The sequence below is a fragment of the Collinsella sp. CM84Y_54 genome (assembly GCF_036317945.1).
In the GTDB taxonomy this organism is placed as follows: Bacteria; Actinomycetota; Coriobacteriia; order Coriobacteriales; family Coriobacteriaceae; genus Collinsella.
In genome coordinates this window covers 322,565-348,823 of record NZ_JAWQCX010000001.1, presented here as the reverse complement: position 1 = coordinate 348,823, position 26,259 = coordinate 322,565, and the positions used below count along the sequence as shown (strand labels likewise).

Annotated in this window: 22 protein-coding genes and 2 tRNA genes; 1 reads left to right on the top strand and 23 read right to left on the bottom strand. The window is 62.6% G+C overall.

Going from position 1 to position 26,259, the window contains the following annotated elements:
- Window positions 1–74: 74 nt before the first annotated feature.
- On the top strand, window positions 75–839 hold the full coding sequence (locus V2391_RS01560) for a DUF134 domain-containing protein (protein ID WP_138374834.1): 765 nt from the start codon (window positions 75–77) through the stop codon (window positions 837–839).
- 120 nt (window positions 840–959) lie between these two features.
- On the opposite strand, the gene ffh is transcribed toward V2391_RS01560, so the two are convergent.
- The 23 genes from ffh to infB form a co-directional block, all read right to left on the bottom strand.
- A complete protein-coding gene (ffh, locus tag V2391_RS01555; protein WP_138374833.1) occupies window positions 960–2,435 on the bottom strand; it encodes a signal recognition particle protein in 1,476 nt (491 codons plus the stop codon).
- Between the two features lie 10 nt (window positions 2,436–2,445).
- A complete protein-coding gene (gene ftsY, locus V2391_RS01550) occupies window positions 2,446–3,363 on the bottom strand; it encodes a signal recognition particle-docking protein FtsY (RefSeq protein ID WP_117564147.1) in 918 nt (305 codons plus the stop codon).
- On the bottom strand, window positions 3,363–6,899 hold the full coding sequence (smc, locus tag V2391_RS01545; RefSeq protein ID WP_329737973.1) for a chromosome segregation protein SMC: 3,537 nt from the start codon (window positions 6,897–6,899) through the stop codon (window positions 3,363–3,365). The genes ftsY and smc overlap by 1 nt, the downstream gene beginning before the upstream one ends.
- Before the next feature lie 10 nt (window positions 6,900–6,909).
- On the bottom strand, window positions 6,910–7,635 hold the full coding sequence (rnc, locus tag V2391_RS01540; RefSeq protein ID WP_271730431.1) for a ribonuclease III: 726 nt from the start codon (window positions 7,633–7,635) through the stop codon (window positions 6,910–6,912).
- 3 nt (window positions 7,636–7,638) lie between these two features.
- Window positions 7,639–7,881: an acyl carrier protein gene (locus V2391_RS01535; protein ID WP_329737972.1), complete on the bottom strand. Its 243-nt coding sequence runs from the start codon at window positions 7,879–7,881 to the stop codon at window positions 7,639–7,641.
- Between the two features lie 114 nt (window positions 7,882–7,995).
- Window positions 7,996–9,015, bottom strand: coding sequence for a phosphate acyltransferase PlsX (gene plsX / locus V2391_RS01530; RefSeq protein WP_329737971.1), 1,020 nt, complete (start codon window positions 9,013–9,015; stop codon window positions 7,996–7,998).
- Window positions 9,016–9,103: 88 nt separating this feature from the next.
- Window positions 9,104–9,283: a 50S ribosomal protein L32 gene (gene rpmF / locus V2391_RS01525; RefSeq protein ID WP_022094017.1), complete on the bottom strand. Its 180-nt coding sequence runs from the start codon at window positions 9,281–9,283 to the stop codon at window positions 9,104–9,106.
- 64 nt (window positions 9,284–9,347) lie between these two features.
- Complete coding sequence (locus V2391_RS01520) at window positions 9,348–9,902, bottom strand: YceD family protein (RefSeq protein ID WP_238057321.1); 555 nt, start codon at window positions 9,900–9,902, stop codon at window positions 9,348–9,350.
- Window positions 9,902–10,399, bottom strand: coding sequence for a hypothetical protein (locus V2391_RS01515; RefSeq protein WP_022094019.1), 498 nt, complete (start codon window positions 10,397–10,399; stop codon window positions 9,902–9,904). The genes V2391_RS01520 and V2391_RS01515 overlap by 1 nt, the downstream gene beginning before the upstream one ends.
- Window positions 10,400–10,467: 68 nt before the next feature.
- On the bottom strand, window positions 10,468–10,965 hold the full coding sequence (gene coaD / locus V2391_RS01510) for a pantetheine-phosphate adenylyltransferase (protein ID WP_118376690.1): 498 nt from the start codon (window positions 10,963–10,965) through the stop codon (window positions 10,468–10,470).
- Window positions 10,958–11,602, bottom strand: a complete 645-nt coding sequence (gene rsmD, locus V2391_RS01505) for a 16S rRNA (guanine(966)-N(2))-methyltransferase RsmD (protein ID WP_238057319.1) — start codon at window positions 11,600–11,602, stop codon at window positions 10,958–10,960. The genes coaD and rsmD overlap by 8 nt, the downstream gene beginning before the upstream one ends.
- Window positions 11,599–13,776 (bottom strand): ATP-dependent DNA helicase RecG, encoded by a 2,178-nt coding sequence (recG, locus tag V2391_RS01500; RefSeq protein WP_271730428.1) that lies wholly within the window; start codon window positions 13,774–13,776, stop codon window positions 11,599–11,601. Before recG ends, rsmD begins: the two co-directional genes overlap by 4 nt.
- A gap of 10 nt (window positions 13,777–13,786) precedes the next feature.
- The gene (locus tag V2391_RS01495) at window positions 13,787–15,448 is read right to left on the bottom strand and encodes a DAK2 domain-containing protein (protein WP_320677419.1); all 1,662 of its coding nucleotides are present in this window, start codon (window positions 15,446–15,448) and stop codon (window positions 13,787–13,789) included.
- Window positions 15,449–15,475: 27 nt separating this feature from the next.
- Window positions 15,476–15,865, bottom strand: coding sequence for an Asp23/Gls24 family envelope stress response protein (locus V2391_RS01490; protein ID WP_187361832.1), 390 nt, complete (start codon window positions 15,863–15,865; stop codon window positions 15,476–15,478).
- Window positions 15,866–16,026: 161 nt separating this feature from the next.
- Window positions 16,027–16,101 (bottom strand) — tRNA-Asn (locus V2391_RS01485).
- A 34-nt stretch (window positions 16,102–16,135) separates the two neighbouring features.
- Window positions 16,136–16,210: transfer RNA gene (locus V2391_RS01480), tRNA-Asn, on the bottom strand.
- A gap of 293 nt (window positions 16,211–16,503) precedes the next feature.
- On the bottom strand, window positions 16,504–17,850 hold the full coding sequence (gene rpoD, locus V2391_RS01475; protein WP_271730427.1) for an RNA polymerase sigma factor RpoD: 1,347 nt from the start codon (window positions 17,848–17,850) through the stop codon (window positions 16,504–16,506).
- A gap of 110 nt (window positions 17,851–17,960) precedes the next feature.
- On the bottom strand, window positions 17,961–20,075 hold the full coding sequence (dnaG, locus tag V2391_RS01470; protein WP_329737970.1) for a DNA primase: 2,115 nt from the start codon (window positions 20,073–20,075) through the stop codon (window positions 17,961–17,963).
- Window positions 20,068–21,075 carry a riboflavin biosynthesis protein RibF gene (gene ribF, locus V2391_RS01465; RefSeq protein WP_271730426.1) on the bottom strand — a complete coding sequence of 336 codons (1,008 nt, stop codon included), beginning with the start codon at window positions 21,073–21,075 and terminating at the stop codon, window positions 20,068–20,070. Before ribF ends, dnaG begins: the two co-directional genes overlap by 8 nt.
- Window positions 21,072–22,004: a tRNA pseudouridine(55) synthase TruB gene (gene truB / locus V2391_RS01460; RefSeq protein ID WP_271730425.1), complete on the bottom strand. Its 933-nt coding sequence runs from the start codon at window positions 22,002–22,004 to the stop codon at window positions 21,072–21,074. The genes ribF and truB overlap by 4 nt, the downstream gene beginning before the upstream one ends.
- Window positions 22,005–22,019: 15 nt before the next feature.
- Window positions 22,020–23,063, bottom strand: a complete 1,044-nt coding sequence (locus tag V2391_RS01455) for a DHH family phosphoesterase (protein ID WP_329737969.1) — start codon at window positions 23,061–23,063, stop codon at window positions 22,020–22,022.
- The gene (gene rbfA / locus V2391_RS01450; RefSeq protein WP_195362079.1) at window positions 23,056–23,466 is read right to left on the bottom strand and encodes a 30S ribosome-binding factor RbfA; all 411 of its coding nucleotides are present in this window, start codon (window positions 23,464–23,466) and stop codon (window positions 23,056–23,058) included. The genes V2391_RS01455 and rbfA overlap by 8 nt, the downstream gene beginning before the upstream one ends.
- A gap of 11 nt (window positions 23,467–23,477) precedes the next feature.
- Window positions 23,478–26,192, bottom strand: coding sequence for a translation initiation factor IF-2 (infB, locus tag V2391_RS01445; RefSeq protein ID WP_329737968.1), 2,715 nt, complete (start codon window positions 26,190–26,192; stop codon window positions 23,478–23,480).
- Window positions 26,193–26,259 lie beyond the last annotated feature (67 nt).

Sequence of the window (26,259 nt, the reverse complement as noted above, 5' to 3'; positions counted from 1 at the left end):
TATGCCAGAAATTCCTTGCGCAAATCTACAGTTTCGTTATTCTATTGTTGACATATGTCAGATAAGGAGGGTGCATGGCAGGAAGACGCGAGAAACTGCGCCGCGTCGGGATCATCCCCGAATACCGCGGCTTTACCCCCGATGGCCTGGCGAGCGGAGACGCCATCGACATGACGATCGACGAACTCGAGGTGCTGCGCCTGTGCGACCTGGAAGGCCTTAACCAAGAGGCAGTCGCACAGCAGATGGGCATCGCGCGCGCCACGGTGGCGGCAATCTGCAGCCGTGCGCATCGCAAGGTAGCAAATGCGCTGGTCAACGGACGAGCGCTCATCATCAAAGGCGGCAATATCGTGTACTCCCCCATCACCACAACGACGGCCGCATGGCCAGCAAAGGAGGTCGACACCATGAGGGTGGCAACCACGTACGACAACGGCAACATCTTTATGCACTTTGGCCGCAGCGAGCAGTTCAAGATCTACGACATTCAGGACGGCAAGGTGCTCAACGAACAGGTCGTGGGCACCGGCGGCACCGGCCACGGTGCCCTTGCGGGCCTGCTCGCCAACGGTGGCGTGGACGCGCTCATCTGCGGCGGCATCGGCGGTGGCGCTATCAACGCGCTTGCCCAAGCCGGCATCACGGTATACGCAGGTGCCCAGGGCAACAGCGACGCTTGCGTCGAGGCCCTTATCGCCGGCACGCTCGCACAGAACGGCGAGGCCACGTGCGGCTGCCACGGCCATGACCACGACCACGCCCACGAACACGGCGAGTCCTGCAGCTGCCACGACCATCACGAGCACGAGGGCCACGAGGGCTGCAGCTGCCACTAACGGCACGACACCGCGAGCTCGGGGCGCGACGCCGAACTCAACCCAACAATCAAAGCCAACAACAAAGGCCACCCGGTAGCTTCCGAGTGGCCTTTGCCATATCAAGCTGGAATTACAGCCCTATTTCTTATTGCGCATCTGCGCTTCCATCTGGCGCAGCAGCTCCATATCGGACTTGGGACCGCCCGTGCCCAGGCCGCCCATACCGCCCAGACCCATAGCGTCCAGGCCAGGGATATTGGGCATGCGCATCTTCTTGCCCTTCTTACCCTTTTTGCCCTTCTTGCCGCCGGCCTGCGCTTGATTGGCCATCGTGCGCATGCGGCCCATCATCTTGTTCATCTCGCCCCACTGCTTCATAAGGCTGTTGACCTCGGTGGGGGTTACGCCGGCGCCCCTGGCGATACGGGCGCGACGCTGGCCGTTGATAATGGAGGGGCGAAGGCGCTCCTCCTTGGTCATCGACATGATGATGGCCTCATTCTTGTCGAAGATGCCCTCGTCCAGGTTGCCGCCCATCTGGTTGAGGGCGCGCTGGCCACCGGGGAGCATACCCAGAATGCCCTTCATGCCGCCCATCTTCTTGACGGCTTTCATCTGGTCGAGCATATCGTTCATGGTAAAGCCCTCGCGCAGCATACGCTCGGCAGCCTCGAGCTGCTCTGCATCGGCTGCCTCCTGGGCCTTCTCGATGATGCCGACGACGTCGCCCATGCCCAAAATGCGCTTGGCCATGCGATCGGGATAGAACGGCTCCAGCGAATCGGGCTTCTCACCCATGCTCACAAACTTGATGGGCTTGCCAGTCACCTGACGCACCGAAAGTGCGCCACCGCCACGGGCGTCACCGTCGAGCTTGGAGATAATCACACCGTCAAAGTCGGTGCGATCGGCGAAGGTCGAGACGACGTTGACGATATCCTGGCCGGTCATGGCATCGACGACCATCAGCACCTGATCGGGCTTGACGGCCTTCTTGATGTCGACGGCCTCCTGCATCATCTGCTCGTCGATCTGAAGGCGACCGGCGGTATCGACGATGACCACGTCGCGCAGGTGGTCGACGGCCTCCTGGATGGCGCCCTTGGCGATGTCGACCGGATGCGCACCGTCGCCGCGGAAGACCGGCACGCCGATCTCGCCACCGAGCGTGGCCAACTGGTCGGCAGCGGCGGGACGGTAGACGTCGCACGCGGCGAGCAGCGGCGAGCGGCCCTGCTTCTTGAGCAGGTAGGCCAGCTTTACGGCCGCCGTAGTCTTACCGGAGCCCTGCAGGCCCACGAGCATGATGACATTGGGAATGCGGTTGCTAAAGACGAGCTTGCTCTCGGTTGAGCCAAGCATCTCGGTGAGCTCGTCGAGCACGATCTTGACGACGTTTTGCGCCGGCGACAGCGACTCCATGACCTCGGCGGTCATGCAGCGCTCCTTGGTCTTGGCAACGAACTCCTTGACGACCTTAAAGTTAACGTCGGCCTCGAGTAACGCCATACGAATATCGCGCATGGCCGAGGTAATATCGGCCTCGGTCAGCTTACCCTTACCGCGCAGGCGGTCAAATGTGTCGTTGAGGCGATCGCTCAGGGAATCAAACACTGGTTACTCCTTAGTTGGACTCGCCCACCAGGGCGCGGCAGAAATCTTTGGCGTTAAACTCCTGCAGGTCATCGACCTGCTCGCCCACGCCGATGCGCAGGATCGGGAGCTTGAGCTTCTCGGCCACGGCCATGGCGATACCGCCCTTAGCCGTGCCGTCGAGCTTAGTCATGATAATACCGTCCAGGCCCAGCGCCTCGTTAAACTCGAGCGCCTGGTTCAGACCGTTCTGACCAGTGGCGGCATCGATCACAAGCACGACCGAGACCGGCATGGGACCGGCGGCCATATTGGCGGCGCGCTTACGAGTCACATTGACCACCTTGGCGAGCTCGCGCATGAGCTCGGGGCTCGTGTGCAGACGACCGGCGGTATCAATGAGCACCAGGTCGCTGCCGCGCTTATCGGCCTCGTCGAGCACGTCATAGCACACGCTCGCCGGATCGGAACCGCGGTCACGCTTGATAACCGGTACGCCGGCACGCTGACCCCACACATCGAGCTGCTCGATAGCGGCGGCGCGGAAGGTGTCGGCCGAACCGATGACCACGTTCTTGCCGCGGGCGGCCATGGCGCTCGCAATCTTGCCGACCGTGGTGGTCTTGCCGGCGCCGTTGATACCGACAAACAGCACGCAGCTCGGCGTATCGGAAAACGGGTCGCGCTCAACAGGCACAAAATGGCCCTCGAGCTGCTCGGCCAGGGCGCGGCGAAGCTGCGGGGCGGTCTTGAGGTTCTTCTTGGCAGCGGCGTCGCGCAGGTCATCGGAGACCTGAATGGCGACCTCGGCACCCATGTCACCCATAACGAGGGTGTCCTCAAGGTCCTCCCAAAAATCCTCGTCGACCTCACCGCCAAAGTAGAAGACCTCGTTGAGGGCCTCGCGGCTGCGCTCAAGTCCGCGCGAGAGTGCGTCAAAGAATCCCATTATGCATTCACGACCTTTCCGGTTTCGCGATCGAGTTTTTGCGAGACGACGCGACTGACGCCGTCGGCTTGCATCGAGACGCCGTAGAGAACGTCAGCATCCTCCATAGTACGGCGCTGATGCGAGATTACCAAGAGCTGCGTATCGGAACGCAGCACATCGAGAGCACCGATGAGCTTGGACAGGTTGGCGTCGTCGAGCGCGGCCTCGACCTCGTCCAGCACATAGAACGGCACCGTGCGCGTACGGTATACGGCAAAGAGCAGGGCGAGCGCCGTCAGACTCTTCTCGCCACCCGACATGAGCATCATCTTGGTGATGCGCTTGCCGCGCGGCTGCGCCACGACCTCAATGCCCGTCTCGGCCGGATGCTCGGGGTCGGTCATCTCCAGATGCGCCTGACCGCCCGGGAAGAGCATGGCGAAGATCTCGCGGAAGTTCGCATCGACCTTCTCAAAGGTCACCAGGAAGGCCTTGCGCATCTTGCGATCGATCGCCACGGTGATCTTGGTGAGCGCCTTGCGCGCGCTCTCCAGATCGGCCAGCTGCTCCTCGATGTAATCGGCGCGGCGCTTGAGCTGCTCGTACTCCTCCATGGCGACTTGGTTCACAGGACCCAGGTTGTTGATCTGGCGCACGAGTTGGTTAAGCTCGCGCTCGGCGGCGTCGCGATCGGTGGGCGCCGGCAGCATGAGCGCCTCCTCGAGCACCGTGGTGCCGTCGGCGGTGATGGCCTTAATGGCAGCCTCTACCTGCACCTCGAGCTTGCCGCGCGCCACCTTGAACTCATTTTGCGTCGTGGCGGCAACATCGACCCTCTCTTTGGCGCGGGCGACCTCGGTCTTGGCGTCCTCGATGGTCTTCTTAAGCGAAGCCGAGTCCGCCTCCTCAAGCGTTGCCTGATCGCGCAGGCGTGCCGCCCAGTCCGAGGCGCGCTCCAACAGGGCAGAATAGCGCTCGTGCATGGGATCGACGCGAAGGCGCAGCAGCTCAAGCGAGCGCGAGGCCTGGCGTGTTCCGCGGATACGGCGGTCGATGCCCTCCAGGCGATGCTCCAGGTCGGGCACGCGGCCCTTCAGAGAACGCAGGCGCTCACTCGTCTGAGCCAGGCGCACCTTAGCGTCGGCGAGCTTGCCGGCGGCCTCGGAATCGTCGCGACGCACGCGGTCGAGATCGTCGTTGGCTTCGGCAATCTGAAGACCTAAGTCGCTCGCCTGCGCACGAGCTTCGTCACGCGAACGGGTAAGTTCATCCACGCGCGGACGCGCAGCGCGAACGGCCTCGGCGGCCTGCTCGCGGCGCTTGGAGATACGCACGCGCTCGACCTCGGCATTGTTGGCGCTTTGCTCCAGGCGGCCGATCTCGGAAAGCAGCGAGCGGCGCTCGCCCTCAAGACGGGCAATCTCGCCGGCGGCATCGCCCTCGGCGGCACGCGCCTCCTCGACGGCCGCATTGACCTCGACGACCTGATCCGACACATGCTCAAACACGGCAGCCAGATCGGGCTCCAGACCCTCTAACTCGCGAATACGACGCTTGCGCTCCAGGGCACCCGAGGCCTCGCCGGCATCGAGTCCAACGCGCACCAGGCCGCCACAGCTCACGCGGGCGCCATCGGGAGTCACATAGGTCACACCGTCAACGACTGGTGCCGCCAGCGCGGCAGCCAAGTCATCGACCACGTAATAGCCGCCAAGCAGGGTCTCGACAACCGGGCCATAACCGGAACGCACGGACAGACGATCGACCAAACGCGAACCGGCAGCGCCCTTAGCAGCAGCACCGCCGCTCACGCCGCGCGCCATCAGCAGCGCCTCACCTGAGGCCTTCTTTTGGTCCAGAGCCGCACGGCCGGCACGCTCAAGCGTGGCGGCGTCATCAAACAGCAGGGCATCGATATCGCCGGCAAGCAGCTGCTCGACCAGACCCTCGAGCTCACGAGGGGCCTCGAGCACATCGCCCAGACGACCCGAGACATCATCGCCCAACGCGCCCATCAGACGGCTCACCAGCGGCGAGCTGTCAGCCATACGGGCATCGAGCTTCTTTTGGCTCGCGAGCTCAGAGCGAACCTCGGACAGTTTATTGCGCGCCTCGCTCTCGCGATTACGCAGGTCCTTCAACGCCGCACGGGCGACCTCGGTGGCCTCACGCGCATCGACCTGGGCTTGGCGAGCCTGATCGAGCGCGCCTTCGAGCTCCTCAGCGCGGTCGCGACGGCTCTCGAGCGAGGCCGTGACCTCCTCGAGCTGCTCGTCGATCTGCTCCAGGCGCGAGGCGTACATGTTGTCCTCGACCTCGGCGTTGCTCAGCGAGTCCTTCACCTTGGCAAGCTCGAGCGCGGCGTTATCGGCCGCACGCTGCACATCGCGCTGCTCGCGCGTAAGCTGCGAAATCTGATTGTCGAGCGCAACGCGACGCTCGTGGAGCTGGGCGGCGGCAGGAGCAGCGGCGTCAACGTCATCCTGGGCCTGCATGTGCGCACCGGTAACTTCCTCAAGCTGGGCACGCGCATCCTCGAGCTCCTCGACCACGCGACGACGCTGATGTTCGGAGCTCGAAATCTGGCCGCGCATGTCGGACAGGCGCGACACCATGTTGTGGCCTTTTTCCTCGAGCAGGCGCATATCGGAGTTAATGCGGCCGACCACGTCTTGCATATGGCGGCGCTGCTCGCCCAGATCGCCCACAAAAAGGCCCTTTTCCTCGAGCATGACCTGGAGCTTCTCGAGCTCGCGCTCCTTTTCGCCCAGGCGGTACTGCGCAAGCTCAAGCTCGGCAGCGCCCTCCTTGGAGCGGCTCTCCAGGTCGTTCCACTGCGACTGCAGCGAACGGAGCTCGTCGACGGCCAGCATCTGCGTAAGCTCGTTCGCGCGCGAGGACAGCTCTTTGTACTTGCGCGCGCGATCGACCTGACGCTCCAGCGGCCGCAGCTGACGGGCGATCTCCTTATTGATGTCGCGGGCACGGGTCAGGTGCTCGTCCATCGATTTAATCTTTTTGAGCGCACGTTCCTTGCGGCGCTTGTGCTTGGAGATGCCGGCAGCCTCCTCGATCAGGGCGCGGCGCTCCTCGGGGCGGCTCTGCAAAATGGCGTCGAGCTTGCCCTGGCTGATGATGGAATGCGTATCCTTGCCCAGGCCCGAATCGTGCAGGATGTCCTGAATGTCCATCAGGCGGCACGGGCTCGAGTTGATGAGGTACTCGCTTTCGCCCGAGCGATACATACGACGGGTGATGGCGACCTCGTCAAAGTCGACGGGCAGCATATGGTCCGAGTTATCGAGCACCAGCGTGACCTCGGCGACACCCACCGGCTTGCGCGCCGACGAGCCCGAGAAGATGACGTCCTCCATGGCCTGGCCGCGCAGCTGCTTGGCACTCTGCTCGCCCAGGACCCACAGAATCGAGTCGGAGATGTTCGATTTTCCCGAGCCGTTGGGACCGACGATGACGGTCAGGCCCGGCTCAAATGACATATGGGCACGGTCGGCAAACGACTTGAACCCTTTGAGCGTGAGGGACTTGAGATACACGGTTCCTCGCTTAAACAGGCTTCTTGTTGAGAATCACGCCGTTGGTGGTGTAGCCCATGCGGTCGAGTGCCTCGAGCGCAGCGGCTCCCTCGGCCTCCTTCTTGGAGGAACCGGTGCCGCGGCCCTGGCGAATACCGTCGATGAGAACCACAGCGGTAAAGGTGGGCGCATGCGCGGGGCCCTCGGAGCCGACCAGCTTATACGCGGGAGGCTCGTGGCCATCTGCCTGCACGCACTCCTGCAAGAACGACTTGGGGTTCGCGGGGTGCTCAGCACGCTCGGTGGCCAGGTGCGGCTTAAGCGTACGGTGGATGAACTCCGCTGCCGCATCCCAGCCGGCATCCAGGTACAGCGCACCCACGAGCGACTCGTATACGTTCTCGAGCGCCGAGTGCAGGCCGCGCGCGCCGGTACCGGTCTCGGAAGCACCAAAGATGATGATGTCGTCGATACCCAGCTCGTGCGATACCTCGGACAGTGTGGCGCCCGAGACAAGGGACACCTTCAGGCGCGTGAGCTTGCCCTCGTCAAACTCGGGATAGGACTCAAAGAGCGAACGGGCCACCACGGCACCCAAAATGGAATCGCCCAAAAACTCAAGGCGCTCATAGCTGGCAGAGACCGGCTGACCCTCGACGGCCGAGGGATGTGTGAGCGCCGCGCGCAGCAGTACCTTGTTATTGAACTCATGGCCCAGGATCTCCTGGGCGCGCGTGAGTCGTTCAGACAAAGCCAAGACTTAGGCCTCCTTGGCGTTTTCGATCGCGTCGACGGCGTCGGCGACAGAGTTGAGCGACAGCAGGGTCGCGTCATCGATCTCGAGGTCGAACTCGTCCTCGATGGCCGTCACCAGCTGCAGACGCTCGAGCGAATCGGCATCGAGATCGTCAAAAGTGGTCTCGTCGCTAATGTCGGCGACATCGACGCCGAGCACGTCAGCGGCGACTTCGGCGATCTTATCGAAGATTTCGGAGCGGTCCATAGCGCTTCCTCTCGTATGTCATGGAACACAACACAACACGGCAATCGGAGCCGCGTTGCAATACGGCTCCGATTCTACCCCACACGGTACAGGTTGAGCCACGTAACGAGGCTCTTATAAAACGATACCGTCCATGGAATTGGCAACGTCCTGGACAAGCCCGGCGCGCACGGCCTGGGCCGCGGCAAGCGTACCGTTCTTGACGGCCTCGACCGACGTGGCACCGTGGCCGATCAACACGACGCCGCGCAGGCCCAGCAGGATCGCGCCGCCCTTGGCATCGCCCGAAAGCTTGGCCTTAATCTCGCGCATCTGCTTTTTGATGAGCAGCGCGGCAATCTTCGTGCCGAGCGAAGACATAAAGGCACCCTTAAGCTCCTGCAGCAAAAACTTGGCAGCGCCCTCGGTGGCCTTGAGCGCGATGTTGCCCGACATGCCATCGGCGACCACGACGTCAAAATTGCCCGACGTAAGATCGGTACCCTCGCAGTTGCCCACAAAGCCGGGAACCGCTGCCTTCATGGCCGGGAAACACGACTTGGTAAAGATGGAGCCCTTCTCGTCCTCGGTGCCATTGGCAAGCAGACCCACGCGAGGATGCTCAATACCCAAAACCACACGGGCATAGGCAGAGCCCATCTGGGCGAAGCGCACCATATCGTCCACCGTGACATCGGGATTGGCGCCCATATCGCACAGCACCGTCAGGCCGCCGGCGCGATTGGGCAGTGCGTTGGTCAGGCACGGACGGACCGGCTGCTTCTTGCCCTCTGCCAAATACCTAAACGGTGTGACGTAGGCCGTGGCGGCAGCGGTCATGGCACCGGTCGAGCCGGCCGAGAAAAACGCGTCCGCATTGCCCTTCTTGATGGCACGGCACGCAAGCACGATCGAGGACTTGCGCTTGGTCATCACGGCGCGAATGGGATCGTCCTCCATGCTGATGACGTCGGGGGCCTCCAGGGCCTCCACGCGGGCATGCGCCGCGGCAAAGGGGTTGACGATTTCGGCGGGACCGACGGCCAAGACCTCGATCTCGGGATCTGCCGCAAGCGCGGCCTCGATACCATCGAGAACAACCTGGGGCTTCTCGTCTCCGCCCACAACGTCAACACAAACGCGAACGTTACTCATTTCATATGCTCCTTATACAAAAATGGCCGACTCATTGAGCCGGCCATTGTGGTTCCAGTTGGAACGGCATCGCATCCAGAGTATACAGTTACTCGGTAACGATAACCTCGCGGTCCTTGTAGAAACCGCAGCTGGGGCACACGTGGTGCGGGAGCTTAACAGCGCCGCAACGGGGGCACGTGGACTGAGCCGCAGCCGAGATCTTCATGTTGGCGGAACGACGGGTATGGGTGCGGATACGACCCTGCTTTTGTTTAGGTACGGGCATAGTGACCTTCCTTATGAACTATCCAGTGTGGCGATTACGCGCAAGTAGCGATACTACCACAGTTTTACTCGTCAAGCTTGAGATTCTTCAATGCTGCAAATGGATTTTCCGTGGCAGCGGCCCATTCGGCCTCTGCCTGGGCGGCGCAATCGCATTGCTCGACGTTGAGATTGATGCCGCAGGTGGGGCAAAGGCCGCGGCAATCGGGCTTGCACAGGACAACGAACGGCGTGTCCATGACGACCGCGTCGTTGATGGGCTCACCCAGATCGACGATGCGATCCTCGCCCAGCAACTCGTAGCCGTCTTCGTAGGCCTCGGGGTCCTCGGGCTCCTCAAAGAGGTAGAACTCCTCGATCTCGCCTGCGATATCAAACGAGGCGGGCTCTAGGCAGCGATCGCACTCGCCGGTGGCGTGGGCGCGGACCATGCCCGAGAGCAGAACGCCGGTACCGGCGTTGGTAAAGACAACGTCGTAGGCAATGCCGTCCTGCAGCTGGTACTCCTTCTCGCCAACCGTGAAGGCGGCGACATCGACCTTGCCGGTCAGCGGATAAGAGTCTCCGGGAAACTCGAGTTGCTCGGAAAGATCGACGGTTACGCTCGGGAACTCAGCCATTACCACTGACCGTTCTGCTGGGCGGCACCCTCGTTGAGCTGCTGACGGCAACGGGTGACGGTGCCGGTCAGGCTCTTAAGGTTCTCCTCAAGGTGCGTAAAGACCTGCTCTGCGTAATCCTCGGCGGCATAACGCGTCTCGCGCTCGTACTGCTGGGCACGGTCGCGAATGTCGTCGGCCTGCTGCTGGGCTAGGCGAACGATCTCCTGCTCACCGGCAATGGTGAGGGCCTGCTGCTGAGCGTCGGCAATGATGGAATCGGCCTGAGCGGCGGCGGAAGCCATAAGCTCCTCACGCTCTTTGAGGATACGGCGGGACTTCTGCCACTCCTCGGGATAGCTCATGCGGATCTCATCGAGGATGTTAAAGAAGACGTCGGCGTCGATAACCTTCATCTGGGCGTTCTTGCCGAACGGCGTCTTAGCCTCTTCGATGAGCCCCTCGAGCTCGTCGACAAGACTCACGATCCTGTCGCCAGGAAAATTCTCGCCCGGCATCCGGTCTCCTTTCATAGGTAACATATCATCGAGTTAGTTTAGCACATGCCACCAGGCAATAAAAAATGTCACGAAAAGCGATGTTTGAGCGCTTCGACCACGTTGGGCGGCACAAACGTCGACACGTCGCTGCCAAGCGACGCGATCTGGCGCACCACCGAGCTCGAGATATAGCCGTACTGCGGAGCACTCATGACAAAGATAGACTCCAGCTCGTTATCCAGGCGGTAGTTGAGGTCGGCCTGCTGCAGCTCGTACTCAAAGTCGGTCATGGCGCGCAGGCCCTTAACGACGGCACCTGCCCCCTGTTCACGTGCAAAGTCGACCAGCAGGCCGGTGAAAGGCAGTACCTCGATGCCGTCCAAATCGCCGAGGGCCTCGCGGGCCAGCGCCACGCGCTCGTCGAGCATAAAGGTGGTACCCACGCCGTTTTTACCCTGCGACTCGGCCACGGCGACAATCACGCTGGGAAAGATGCGGCGGGCACGGCGAATCACATCGATATGGCCAAAGGTGATGGGGTCGAAGGTGCCCGGGACGATCACGCGGTTGATGGTGTCATTCATGGGCGTCCTCCGAAGGCGCATCCTCGTCATTTTCGTTCTCGTCACCATGGTCCTTCACGTCCTCGGCCACCCAGCGCAGCAAGTCAACCGAGGTAATGCCGTAGCGCTTCTCTCGCACGGTCTCAAAACCAGCTGGATGAGCGCCCGCATCGGTTGCGGCATGCTCAAACAGGGCAAAGGCCCCGGGCGTCAGCAGCTCCTGCTGGGAAAGATTTTGCAGCAGCTCCTCGACCGGCTCGGCGCCAAAGGCATACGGCGGATCGAGCAGGACCAGATCAAAAGGACCGCCCGGCACGCGACCGCGCGAGGCACTCGCCAGCACATCGCCGGTAACGACACGCCAACGCGAACGGTCGCGGCACAGCGACTCGACGTTCTTGGTGATCAGACGGGCGGCGTTGCGATCGATCTCGAACGTGGTGAGCGTGCGGGCGCCACGCGAGAGCATCTCGATTCCCAGGGCGCCGGAGCCGCCAAAAGCGTCCAGCACGCGGACCTCGTCCAAATCGAAGTCGAACGCCGACATGACCATGGATGCACATGCCTCGCGCACGCGATCGGTCGTGGGACGGGTGACATCGCGCCCGCGCGGCTCTTCGATCTTACGGCCGCGCCATTCACCGCCGATGATTCTCATCCTCCGCTGACCTCCTTAAAGATATGTCGATAGCGCGTGGCGACCGCGTCGCGCAAGGGACGCGTCGCCACGGAGTCAAGGTTGCAAGCATACCGCAAGAGCTCGACCGCGTCCAAATGGGCCCATTCGATAAGATCCTCGTCGGCGTCCAGGTCCACAAAGCGCAGGGTCACGCCGCCATGCTGACGGTAGCCCAGGATTTCGCCCTCATGGCGCAAGCGCAGGTCCATCTGGGCGAGCGTAAAGCCGTCTGAGGTCTTTTCGAGCGACTGGAGGCGGTCTTGTGCCGCCGACGCGCCGCCGTTGCCCTTGGAGTGCGTCATGACCAGGCAGGTGCCCGACACGCTGCCGCGGCCCACACGGCCGCGCAACTGGTGCAGGGCCGCCAAGCCAAAGCGCTCACCGTTCTCGATGACCATGACGGTGGCGTTGGGCACGTCGACGCCCACCTCGACCACCGTGGTCGAAACGAGCACGTCGATCTCACCGCGCTTGAAGGCATCGATCACGCGGTCCTTCTCCCCCGCCGGCATGCGGCCATGAAGGCGCTCGATAGTAAGCCCCGGCAACGCCAGGCGCAGCCGGTCGAGCTCGGTTGCCGTATCGTGCAGCGGCACGGGGACGGTCACGCGGCCCTCATCGTCGCGGGCGATACCGGGGACATCCTCAAGCTCATCGGCCGAGTCGCTCGGCTCCACAAGCGGGCAGATCACGTAAGCCTGCTGGCCCTTTTCATGCGCCTCGCGAATGGCGCCGTAGGCCAGGTCGCGGCTCGACTCGGTAAGCACACGCGTCGTAACGCCCGCCCCCGGAACAGGCCGATGGCGGATGATGCTCGTGTCAAGGTCGCCGTAGACCGAGAGCGCCAACGTGCGCGGAATCGGCGTCGCCGTCATAACGAGCAGGTCGGCACCCGGGCCCTTGGCACGCAGGGCATTGCGCTGGCCCACACCAAAGCGGTGCTGCTCGTCGATGACGACAAGCGACAGATGCTTAAACGTCACGTCATCCGAAAGGACCGCGTGGGTTCCAAAGAGGACATCGAGCTCGCCCGATTTCAGCTGCGCATGGATCTGCTCGCGCTCGGCTGCCGGCGTGGCACCCGTCAGGAGCGCCCAGGACATGCCGGCCTGCGAGAGCAAGGGGCCGGTCTTATCGGCATATTGGCGCGCCAGCACACCCGTTGGCGCCATAACGCAGGACTGGGTGCCGCTATCGGCCGCAACGGCCAGCGCGCAGGCGGCGACGGCGGTCTTGCCGGTTCCGACGTCGCCCAGCAGCAGGCGGTTCATAACGCGCCCGCCATCGCACATGTCGTGCAGGATGTCTTGGAACGCGGCCTCTTGCTCGTCGCTCAGCGAAAACGGGAGGGCCTGCTTAAGCGCGGCCAGATGCTCGCCCGCGGTGTGGGCGTAGGGAACGACGCCGACCATGCCACCGTCGTTGCGCAGACGCAGCGCCAGCTGAAGGTAGAGGCACTCCTCGTAGGCAAGCCGTGCGCGCGCGATATCGCGCTCGGCCATGCTCGATGGAAAGTGAATTGAGCGCAGCGCACGAGCATTGCTCATCAGCTGGCGCTTGACGCGTAAGCGTGCGGGAATCGGGTCGAAGGGATTGCCGACAACCTCGAGCGCGCCGCTTACGATGCGGCGCATCCACGCCTGGCTCACGCCATCGCTCACATAATGGACCGGCAGTATGGTGCCCGCGGCACGCCCATCCTCGAGCTTTTCGAAATGCGGCGAGGCCATCTGCTTAAAGCCGTAGGCAAACTCGACCTTACCCATCACGGCCAGGCGGTCTCCCTGCTTAAACTGCTGGGCGATCCAGGGCTGACGGAAAAAGGCGACCTGCAGCACGCCCGTCTCGTCCACCAGCGAGACCTCGGTCACCTGCATACGCGGGCGGGGCTGCTTTTGAACGATACGATCGACCGTGGCGACAATCGTGCACACGGTACCGATGGGAGCCATCTCGATGGACCAGGAGCGCGTAAAGTCGAGATATCGGTGAGGGATATGGAGAAGGAGGTCCCCCACCGTCCGAATTCCCAGACGGCGAAGGGCCTCCTCACGTTTACCCGAAACATATTTGAGTCGCGCGATATCCTCGTCGAGCGCATTGCTCTGGGCAAAGCGCTCCGAGGCGCGCGGCACGGAGCACAGCTCGGACATGGGTAGATGCCTACTCGATCGAGAAGATCACGGGATAGAGCGGCTGCTCGCCACGATGAGCATCGATCTCCAGGTCGGGCTGAGCCTCCTCGATGGCGTCGACGATCTCCTGGAAGGCCTCATCGGACAGCTCCTCGCCGGCCAGAATCGTCAGTGCGTCGCCCTCCTCTTCCTCCTGCATGCGGTTGATGCAATCGAGCGTGACCTGCTTCACATCGGAGCCGACCACGTCGATGGAGCCGGCAATGATACCCATGACATCACCGGAGTGAATCGGAGAGCCGTCAGAGGCGCTGGAATCGCGCACGGCACGGGTGACCTCGCCATCGCGGACCTCGCTGATGGCGTCGACCATAGCGGCGACGGCGTCCTCGAGCTCGGAATCGGGCAGGACCGCGAACAGCGCGGAGAAGGCCTGCGGAACGGTCTTAGTGGGAACGACGGCGACTTTCTTGTCGGTGCAGGCAGAGGCAGCGGCCTCGGCAGCCATGCGGATGTTGCCGTTATTGGGCAGGATGATGACCGAGGTCGCGTTGACCTGGTCGACGGCGCCCAGCAGGTCGGCGGTCGAGGGGTTCATGGTCTGACCACCCGAGACGATCACGTCAACGCCGAGGGACTTGAGGATGTCGGCCTCGCCGGAACCGGCGGCAACGGCGACAAAGCCCAAAGCCTTGACAGGTTCGGCAGCCTTTTCCTGGTCCTCATGAATCTTGGCGGTACGGTCGTGGGCCTCCATCTCCATGTTGTGGATAAAGACCTCGTAGATCTGACCAAGCTGCAGCATGTGCTCGAGCACCAGGTTAGGCGTGTTGGAGTGCACATGGATCTTGTAGTCGGGGTAGGCACCCACGAGAAGCTCACAGTCGCCCATGGAGCCCAGGAACTTAAGGCACTCGTCCTCGTCAAACGGGGCGTCGGCCTTAAAGAGGAACTCGTTGCAGTAGCGGAACTCCGAGCCCTCCCAGTCGTCGTTGGCCTCGATCTCAACGCGACCAAGGGCCGCGTCGCGGGCAGAGCCAGCGGAATCAAACGTGGCGGAGAAATCCTCGACAACGGTGCTGCGGCCAAGAGCGGCGGCAACAAAGTTCTCCAGGAAGATGGCAAAGCCAAAGGCGCCAGAGTCGACCACGCCGTTCTCCTTCAGAACGGGCAGCAGGTCGGGCGTGCGGGCGACGGACTGGTAGGCCTCGACGACGATAGCATCGAGCGCGTCCTCGGCCGAGAACTTCTTCTTTTCGCACTCGTCGGCCTTGGTCGAAACATCTCGCAGGACCGTGAGGATCGTGCCTTCGATGGGCTTGCGGACGGCCTGGAAGGCGACCTTGACGGCGCGACGGAAGGCGAAGGCGATGTTGGCGGACGTGATGGGCTCATCGGCAGAAACGAGACCCTCGGCAACACCGCGCAGGATCTGCGAGGTGATGACGCCGGAGTTGCCGCGGGCACCCATCAGGGAGCCGTGCGTGATGGCGCCTGCGATGGCCTCCATGTCGGCATCGGCGGGAAGGGCGGAAAGCTCCTTGGTCACCGAGGCGAGCGTGAGCGACATGTTGGTACCGGTGTCGCCGTCGGGCACGGGGAAGACGTTGAGCTTGTTGATCTCCTCGGCCTTGTCGGAAACGGCAGCCGCAGCGATCGGAAAACAGGTGCGAATGGTCTTTGCAATCATGGGTATTTGAATCTCCGTTTTCGGATGCTAGTTCAGACGGCTCTTGAGCGCGTCGATGTGGATGCCGATCTTAAGGCTGGCGGGATCGATCTGGGCGATCTCCTGCAGGGTGAAGGCAACGGAGCTCGAAAGATTGTGGCAGACGGACTTCATGTTGACGCCGTTCTCGAGCACGACGTGAAGATCGACCGTAAGGCCGTTCTCGTCGGCGGAGACAAGCACGCCCTTGCGGAGGCGCTGACCGGCAAGCAGGCGCACGCTCTCGGCGCCCTGGAGCTGTTCGGCCATACCGACGACGCCATAGCACGTCATCGCGGCATAACCGGCAATATCGGCAATAACGTCGTTCGAGACGCTCAGGCTGCCGTTAATGGTCTCAGACACAAGAATCTCCTTATCTGGTGCTCGCGGCACCATGTCGTGGGAGCAATCATTGCAATATTCTACAACGACCGCGCCATGTTGAGGTGGCGGGTCACGGGATTACATCCTCGACACGAAATGTTGATACGGTAACGTTCGCGCCAGGCGATCGCGGCATAAAAAAACCCGCCACATAAGCGACGGGTTTTACAACCTGGCTCCCCGGGTAGGACTCGAACCTACAACAGCGCGGTTAACAGCCGCGTGCTCTACCATTGAGCTACCGAGGAATTAAAAAGCCCAACGGAAAGGGCTGAAAAATTCTGGCTCCCCGGGTAGGACTCGAACCTACAACAGCGCGGTTAACAGCCGCGTGCTCTACCATTGAGCTACCGAGGAATAGGTGCGTGCTCTCAAGCAACGAAGTTTATTATACGGACGATTGGGCGAAGGGCAAGAACTTTTTTAAGAATTTTTCTGTCCCAGTCATTGGGGACGCCCCCAATCACTACCGGCAACGGAAACGCCGATGTTTTGGTAACGACAGCGAAAACCCGCCAGAGCGAGCAAGGTGCCTTGAAGCAAGGCGGCATAGATCTTTTGATCATGCCGCCGAAGCTGAAAGGCAGATTGCCGCTCTGGCGGGTTTGCAGCGTCGAGCCGTTACGCCGTTCGGTAGAACGGCGTAACCCCTAAGACTCAATATAGTCTTTGAGCTTGCTAGAGCGGCTGGGGTGACGGAGCTTGGCCAGGGTCTTGGACTCGATCTGGCGGATGCGCTCACGCGTGACGCCAAATTCGCGGCCGACTTCCTCGAGCGTACGGGGATGTCCGTCGACAAGGCCAAAGCGCAGCTCGATAACCTTGCGCTCACGATCGGCAAGCGAGTCGAGCACCTGGGTGAGCTGCTCCTGCAGCATGGAGAAGCTGGCGGCATCGGGCGGAACGATAGCCTGGGAGTCCTCGATGAAGTCGCCCAGCTGGGAATCCTCTTCCTCGCCGATGGGGGTCTCGAGCGACACGGGCTCCTGCGAAATCTTCTGGATCTCGCGGACGCGGTCGGCACTCATATCCATCTCGGCACCGATCTCCTCGGGGGTCGGGTCGCGACCCAGGTCCTGAAGGAGCTGGCGCTGCACGCGGACGAGCTTGTTGATGGTCTCGACCATGTGCACGGGAATACGGATGGTACGGGCCTGGTCGGCGATAGCACGCGTGATGGCCTGACGGATCCACCACGTGGCGTACGTGGAGAACTTAAAGCCCTTCTGGTAGTCGAACTTCTCGACGGCGCGGATCAGACCGAGGTTGCCCTCCTGGATCAGGTCCAAGAACAGCATGCCGCGACCGACGTAGCGCTTGGCGATGGAGACGACCAGACGCAGGTTGGCGCTGATGAGCGCCTGCTTGGCCTCGAGACCCACGTTCTCGATACGGGTCAGGCGGCGTATCTCGGCGCGGGTAAGCTCGATCTCGCCCGCCTCGGCGGCCTCGAGCTTCTCGGTGGCATCGAGACCGGCCTCGATCTTCATGGCCAGATCGACCTCTTCGGAGGCGGTCAGCAGGTCGACCTTACCGATCTCCTTAAGGTACATACGAACCGGGTCACCGGTCAGCATCACCGTGGAGGCATCGATGCCGCGCACGCGCGAGCGCGAACGGGACGTACGCACGGTGCGCTTCTTCTTGCTCTTGGAAGAACCCATCTCGGCGTCGGCCTGACGGGCCATCTTAAGCTCGTGATCGTCGAGTGAACCGGAATCGTGCTCGTCGTCATCGAAATCATCGGTATCGCTATCGTTATCGTCATCTTCGACGCCCATGGGAGCGTCGTCGTTTCCGCTCGCGGAGATAATCTGGATGCCGCTGTTGCGCAGCGCGGAATACACCGCGTTGAGTTGCTCGTCAGATACATCGATATCCTTCAGGGCGACCTGAATCTCGTCCTCGGTTACCGAAGTCCTGTTTGAGCCGTTGCCCATGAGCTTTGCAACGTAGGATTCCAGCCCAGTACCCGTGCTCTCACTCTTATTTGGCACAGATTCTCCCTTCATAGTCCACAGGACTCATTACTTTAGCACACACCTACACGTCTATACCCAAAATTCAGACTGGATATAGGCGCAAATACGCTGGTTGACCACAACATCTAGGCCTGCTCGGCGCCCGCAGTCTCCAAACCGATCAAACGGAACGGATCCGCCACGCCGCCGATCGACTTTTGGAGCTCACGCTGGCGCTGAGAATCTTGCATCGCCTGCATCGTCAGCACACGGCGTGCCTCATCGTCGAGCGACCGGTCCTGGCGAAGCTTGGCCTGTGCGGCGCGCATGCGGCGCTTGATGGTGTAGAGCTCGAGGGTGTCGAGCATAAACACGATGTTCGTCTCGGTGGGGTGCTTACTCGTCGACGAAATGCGCCCGGCACTAACAAGCGACGCTGCCTCGGGACACACGGCGCGCGCCGCATCCATGCACGCCGTGGGGTCGGTGCCCGGCGGCGTCGCGAGCACGGCCCACGCGATGGACTCGTGACGCGGATCCACCCACTCGATCGAGCAGATGCGATCGGCATACGTGCGGAACAGGTCGGGGTAGCTCGTGAGCATCGTCAGCAGCTCGCGCTCCCCCGCCAAAGACTTTCGCTCTAGGTCGGTCAGCACGATCGGCATCGTCGGCGACGCGGGCGCGCCCATTATATCGGCGACCGGTGCCGCGCCATCCATACCAACCGGCACATCAATCGGCGGCATATCGTCGACAGCCTCGACCGGCGCGGCCCCGTAGGCCTCGAGCGGCACATAGTCGTACGGTTCTTCCTCGACCGGTGCGGACACCGGCGGCGTCGCCCCCGACGCCCAAGCGCCGCGAGGCGCCCCCTGCGAACCAGACGCCCGACCGCCCGCGCTGCCTGCACGCTCGGCCTGCGCCCGCTGGCGCTCGTAGTTCTGCTCGCGACGACGCTCGGCGTCCTCGCGCTTGGCAACATCGCGAAACACACGGCCCGAGCTCGAGCGCACCGTCTCCAGATCCAAACCCAGCAGGTCGGCAATCTGGATAAAGTACGTATCGATCATGTAGCTATCGCGCAGCGGATAGATGAGCGTCAGTGCATCCTCGAGCGCCTTGGCACGACCGCCCGGCGTGGTAATGTCGCTCGACTCCTGCAGTGAGCGGTACACAAAGTCCATGAGGGGCTCGGCGGCATCGATGCGCGCCTGCAGAGCCTCGCCACCATGCGCGGTGATGAACTCCATGGGGTCGTTGCCGTCGGGAAGCACCACGCAGCGCAGGTCCATCGAATCCTGCTCGATAAACTGAATCGCGCGGCGTGCGGCCTTTTGACCGGCGGCGTCGCCATCGAACATATATACAATGCGCTTGGCAAAGCGGGTGAGCGTCTTTACATGATGTTCCGTCAGCGCCGTGCCCAGCGTGGCGACGACGTTTTTAATCCCCGCCTCCCAGCAGGCGATACAGTCGGTATATCCCTCCACCACGATGGCGGTATCCTGCGCGACGATAAACTCCTTGGCCCAGTTAAAGCCATAGAGGTTTCGCTTTTTATGGAACACGCTCGTCTCGGCGGTGTTGAGGTACTTAGGCTGGCCGTCGCCCATAATGCGCCCGCCAAAGGCGATGTTATGACCCTGCTCGTCAAAAATGGGAAACATCACGCGGTCGTAAAAACGGTCGGCAAGCTGCCCGCGACCACGGCTCACGGCCACATTGGCGTCGATCATCTCCTGCGGGGTAAAGCCCGCCTGCGACAGATGCGACACCAGCGCATTGCGACCCGGTGCAAAGCCCAGGCAGTAGCGGCGGCAGACATCGCCGCCCATACCGCGACTGGCGAAGTACTCGCGCGGACGGCTGTCCTTACCGCGCATAAGCATGGTGTGATAGAACTGGGCGGTTTCCGCACATAGGTCGTAGATGCGGGCGCGCTTGGTGCCGTGCTCGCGATAAGCGCCGGTATCGTGCAGCTCAATGCCGGCACGGTCGGCCAGGTAGCGAATCGACTCGGGAAAGCTCAGGTTCTCGCGCTTCATGATGTAGGTGAAGACGTCGCCGCCCTCGCCACAGCCAAAGCAGTGCCACACCTGCGTGGCAGGGATAATGTGAAACGACGGGGTCTTTTCGCCATGGAAGGGGCAGCAACCCCAAAACTCATGGCCGCGGGGCTTGAGCTCAACCGTTTCCTGCACGATGGCAACCAGATCGGACGCAGCGCGTACCTGGTCTTTTTCCTCATCGCTAATCACGGATGCTCACCCCCTGCTCGCCCAAATGATGACGGATATCGTCAATGTTACCCTCGACGGTCGCGATAAGCTCGTCCAACGAATCGAACACGCGCGACGGGCGCAGCCAGCGCGTAAACGCCAGCGAAACCGAGGCGCCGTACAGGTCGCCCGCATACCCGATTAAGTTGGCCTCGAGATGAGCCGAGGCGGCATCGTCGGCATACGTCGGCGGCAAGCCCACATTGACGGCAGCAGGCCACACGGTATCGTCGACCAGCACCAGGCCCTCGTAGACACCATCGGCAGGAACCTGGATGCCCTCGGGCACCTGGATGTTTGCCGTGGGAAAACCCATGTCGGAGCCCTGGTGACGACCTCCGGCAACAACACCTCGCAGCATGTACGGGCGGCCGAGCAGCTCGGCGGCAAGCTCAACATGTCCCTGGCGAAGCTCCTGGCGAATACGGGTGGCGCAGACCGTCTGTCCATCGACGCACAGCAACTCGTGGCCATAGACGTCAACGTCGCGCTCGGCTCCCCATTCTTTCATCTCGGCAACGCCCGAGGCACCGCCGCGGCCCAGCCTAAAGTCGCTGCCCACGCGAATCGAGCGGATATCGACCACATGCGACAGCAGTTTAAGAAAGCCCGCGTGGTCGAGTGCCGCCACCGAAGGCGTAAAGGGAACAGCCACGACCGCATCGACCCCGGTGAGAGCCAGGGCATGCAGACGGTCGGCCGTCGTCATCAGTTTTTGAGCAGGCGAGGGGCTCACCACCACGTCCGGGTCGGGATCAAAGGTGACCACGACCGCCTTGCAGTCATGGTCACGCGCATCGCGAACGACCGCGTCGATCAGTTCGCGATGCCCCCGATGCACGCCATCGAACACGCCGATGGCGATCGACGCAGCGCCCAGGCAAGCGCAATCATCAAACGCATCGGCGGCGACGATGCGGGCCTCATCCGACTCGCCCGCGAAAAAAATACGCGCGAGCTCGTGGGAGGCCAGCATCATCGAACACCGCCGATCGCCTGCGGAAAGACATGTTCCATAACAAAGCGACCGCCCTCGATACGGGAGAGTGCCTTGAGCCCGCCATCGAGCACGAGCGCAAACGGCGCCTTCGACGCATCGAAGCCCACAAGCGCGCGCTCAATAGGAATACGACGTCCGCACAGCAGATCATCGGCAAGGTCGCCCGGCAAGTCGACGCGTGTGGCGCCCAGTGCCGCAATGGGATCCAGGGCAAAGCCGGCAGCGGACTCGGCAGAAAGTTCCTCGACCGCATGGCAGGCACCGATGGAAACAACACCGGAGGCCGTACGACGCAGCGCGGAAATATGTGCCGCGTTGTCGCAGGCACGACCTAGGTCGCGAGCGAGCGCACGGATATAGGTGCCCTTGCTCACGGAAAACGCCGCGGTCCAAACGCAAGCGTCGCCCTCGCCGCTCACGGCAATCAGGTCGGCGGAATATACCTCGACCGGACGCGGGGGCAACTCAACGGCATTGCCCTCGCGCGCAGCCTTATAGGCGCGCACGCCGTTGACAGAAATGGCCGAAAACGCCGGCGGCACCTGCATCTGAGGGCCCAACATAGCGCACAGGCGCTCGCGGGCATAGGCCGGATCGCGCAGGTCGGCGGCAATGGGCACTGTGCGGACGGCCTCGCCTTCCGCATCATCGGTATTGGTCTCGACGCCAAACGAAATGTCGGCGACGTAGCTTTTGGTATCGAGCGTGAGCATGCCCAGCAGACGCGTAGCCTGGCCCACGCCCACCACCATGACACCCGATGCCATGGGGTCGAGCGTTCCGGCATGACCGACGCGCCGCTCATGGAGGGCGCGTCGGCATTGCGAAACAACGTCATGAGACGTGCAGCCCACCGGCTTATCGACGGCGAGCAGCATATTAAGTTGAGAAGGTGTACGACGAGCCATGTACCATCCAAAAAGTTAGAGCTCGACGGTCACCGAAGCGGGATCCTCCCCTACCAGCTCGGCCAGCATGGGAAGTGCCGTGGTGAGCGTCTCGGAAATCGTTCCGGCGTTGGTAAAGCCGGCGGCAGCGTGGTGCCCACCTCCGCCAAAGTTGGCCGCAATCTCGGAAACATCAAGATCGCCCTTGGAGCGCAGGTTGCCTCGTACCTTGGTATCGTCCTCGATGCCCTTAAGAAACAGGCAGACCTCGACACCCATCACCGAGCGCACCACATCGACCAGGCCGTCGCACTCATCAGAGGTGACGCCGCATTCCTTAAGGTCACTTTCGTACGCGTAGCTATACGCCACGCGCCCGTGCGCGACCGTCTTGATGCGACCCATGACGATGGACTTGAGGTGCAAGAACTCGACGCGCTGGCTCTGGTAGACCTCGAGCGCGACGCGTGCCGGATCGGCACCGTGCGCCACCAGACGCGAGGCGGCATGAAACGCTGCGGCGTCGGCGTTCTGATACTGAAAACGACCGGTGTCGGTGACCAGGCCGCACAGCAGGCAGGTAGCGATACTGTCGCTTGCGGTAATGCCGCAATCGGCCAAAAATCGGTCGATAATCATGGCGCAAGCAGCAGCATTGACGCACCTAAGGCTGACCTCGGCAAACTCCTCGCGTGCCGGGTGATGATCAAAGCAAGCCATGTGGGCCGAACGACGCAGGACCTCGGCGGAATTATTGAGGCGCTCGACGACCGGCACGTCTACCGAAATGAACAGGTCCGGGTTGCCGGTGTAGGCAGATGCCGGCACCAGAAGATCGGCACCCTCCATAAAACGGTAGATACGCGGAACGGGATCGTCGTCTGCCAACAGCAGGGCGATGTCCTTGTCGGGAAACACCTTCATAAGCGAAAGGCCAAGGCCCAACACGGAGCCCAGGGCATCGCCATCGGGAGAGGTGTGACCCGAGATCGCAATGGAGGACGCATCCTCGATAAGCTCGAGGATGCGTCGTTTAATATCTGCAGACTCGCACGAGGCGAGATCGGCGGAATCAGTCATCTAAAGCTGCCTCCTGGGCGGCATCCACAATTGGGTAGCCGTCCTCGTCCTTTTCGATCGCAAGCGTGGCCGGAACGTTTTCCAGCGCACGCGTTATGCGCTCGGCCTCATCGGTCGAGCGATCGATGCGAAAATCGAGCTCGGGCGTGACGCGCCAATCGAGCGAGCGAGCCAACAGACTGCGGATGCGGCCCTTGGCGCTGGCGAGCGCCTCCATGACCTCATCGTAGCGGCTCGCATCGCACGACACGTACACGCGTGCGAACGAACGGTCCACCGCGACCTCGACCGCGGTCAGGGTGACCAGGTCGAGACGCGGATCGGAAACCTCAAAGAGCAGGATATAACCAAGCTTCTCGCGAAGCTGCTCGCCCAGACGGCGGGTTGCCTGCGTTTGCTTCATAGCGCTACCCCCTACTCGGTACGGGCAACCTGGTCGATGCGGTAACCCTCGATCTGGTCGCCGGGCTTGATGTCCTGGAAGTTCTCCAGGCCAATGCCGCCCTCGGAACCGCTCTTGAGGCTCTTGGCCTCGTCCTTGTAGTGGCGCATCGAGGCGATCTTGCCGTTGAAGACCACGATGCCGTCACGCACCAGGCGAACGGAATCGGTCGCGGCGATCTCGCCCTCCTCCACGCGGACACCGGCGGCGATACCGACTTTGGGCACCTTGAAGGTGTCCAGGACGGTCGCGGTACCCGTGGAAACCTCGACCTCGGTGGGCTTGAGCATGCCGATACGGGCAGCATCGAGCTCCTCGAGGCACTTGTAGATAACGTCGTAGCAACGGATCTCGACGCCCTCGCGCTCGGCGGCGGAGCGGGCCTTGCCGTCGGGACGCACGCCAAAGCCGATGATGATGGCGTTGGAGGCATCGGCCAGGACGACGTCGGTCTCGTTGATGGCGCCGACGGCGGAGTGGATCGTGTTGATGCGGACCTCGGACTGATCCATCTTGTCGAGCGAGTCCTGAAGGGCCTCGATGGAACCCTGGACGTCGGCCTTGATGATCAGGTTGAGCTCCTTGACCTCGGCGTCGGCGATGGTCTCGAAGAGGTTCTCGAGCGTGACGTGCTTCACGCGGCTCTGCTCCTCGATACGTGCCTTAAGCGAACGCTCATCGGCCAGGGCGCGAGCCTCGCGCTCGTCCTCGAAAACGCGGAACTCGTCGCCGGCGTTGGGCACGGACTGAAGGCCCAAGATCTCGACGGCATCGGAGGGGCCGGCCTCGATGACGGCGTTGCCCTTGGGATCGAGCATGGCGCGGACGCGGCCATAGGTAAGGCCGGCGACCAGCGTATCGCCCACGTGCAGGGTACCGCGGGTCACCAGCACGGTAGCAACCGAGCCGCGGCCCTTGTCGAGCTTGGCCTCGAGGACGTTACCGGAGGCAAAGGTGTCGGGGTTGGCCTTGAGTTCGAGAACGTCGGCCTGGAGCAGCACGGTCTCGAGCAGGTCGTCGATACCGATCTTCTGCTTGGCCGAGATGTTGACGAACATGTTCTGTCCGCCCCACTCCTCGGGGATGATGCCGTACTCGGTGAGCTCCTGGCGCACGCGGTCGGGGTTGGCGCCCGGCTTATCGATCTTGTTGACGGCGACGACGATGGGTACGCCGGCGGCCTTGGCGTGGTTGATCGACTCGATGGTCTGAGGCATGACGCCGTCGTCGGCAGCCACGATCAGGATGACGATATCGGTCACCTTGGCGCCGCGGGCACGCATGGCCGTAAAGGTAGCGTGGCCCGGGGTATCGATGAAGGTGATCTTGCGGTCGTTGATCATGACCTGCGAAGCGCCGATGGCCTGGGTAATGCCGCCCGCCTCGCCGGCAGCGACGCCGGTGTGACGGATGGCGTCGAGCAGGCTCGTCTTGCCGTGGTCGACGTGACCCATGACGGTGACGACCGGGGCGCGGGGCTTAAGGTCGGCGGGATCGTCGTAGAACGAGAAGGTGTTCTCCTCCTCGGGGGTGATGATCTTGATCTGACGGCCCAGGTCGTCGGCAACGAGCTCGACGAGGTCGTCGGACATGGACTGCGTCATCGTAAGCGGCGTGCCCAGCAGGAACAGGCGCTTGATGATGTCGTTGGCCGGAACGTCGAGCGCCTCGGCGAGCTCCTGGACGGTAACTCCCTGGGAGACCTTGATGGCGTCGAGCTCCTCGGGGTTCACGCCCTGGGCCAGCGCCTCCTCAATCTTGCGCTCCTCCTGAGCCTTAGCAGCCTCGCGCTCGCGCTTCTCCTTGCGCTTCTTGCGGCGACCGGTGGACTCGCGAGAGGCCTCCTCGACGGCGGCGCGGGCCTCCTCGAGCACCTTCTCGCGGCTGTACTCCTCGGCCTCACGAGCCATGCGGCTGTAGTGGTCCTCATCGTTGCCGTGACCGCCCTTGCGCTTCTTGCCCTTGCCCTGCTTGTCGGGGTTGGGGAAGTCCATGCCGGCAGCGACGTTGTTGCTAGCGTTGGTGCGATGGCTGTGCGGACGGCTCTCGGAGGCGTTGCGATCGGAGTTGTTGTCGGAGGCGTTGCGATCGTTACGACGGCCACCGCGACGGTCGTTGTTGCCGCTACGACGGTTGCCGCGCTCGGAGGCGCGCTCGGCCTTGGCCTTCTCCTCGGCGTCCTTCTTCTCCTTGAGCACGGTCTCCTGTGCGGCGATCTGGTCGAGCAGCGAACGGAAGCGCGAACCGGAGTCGGAAGCGGGAACGGCGCGGCGCTGGGCCTCGCGGGCAGCCTCCTCCTTCTCGCGGGCAAGGCGCTCCTGCTCGGCCTTCTTCTTGGCCTCGGCCTCGGCGCGGGCGGCCTCCTCGGCAGCCTGGGCGGCGGCGAACTGGCGGCGCTCCTCCTCGCGTGCCTTCTCGGCGGCGATGCGCTCACGCTCGGCCTCGGCAGCGCGCGCTGCCTCCTCGGCGGCGGCTGCCTCCTCCTCGGCCTGCTTGGCGGCCTCGACTTCCTTGGCGCGGGCCTCGATCACCGAGGCGAGCTGCTTGCGGACCATGGCGACGTAAGCGTCCTCCAGAGCGGAGGAAGCGGACTTAGCGGGAATCTTCATTTCGGCGAGATGACCCATCAGTTCCTTGGAGGTCATGCCGAACTCTTTGGCCAGGGTGGACACACGGACTTTTGCCATATGACTTCACCTACCCTTTCTGGCACCTTTGGTGCCTAGAGACTGAACGAGCGTGGGAGATGCGCCG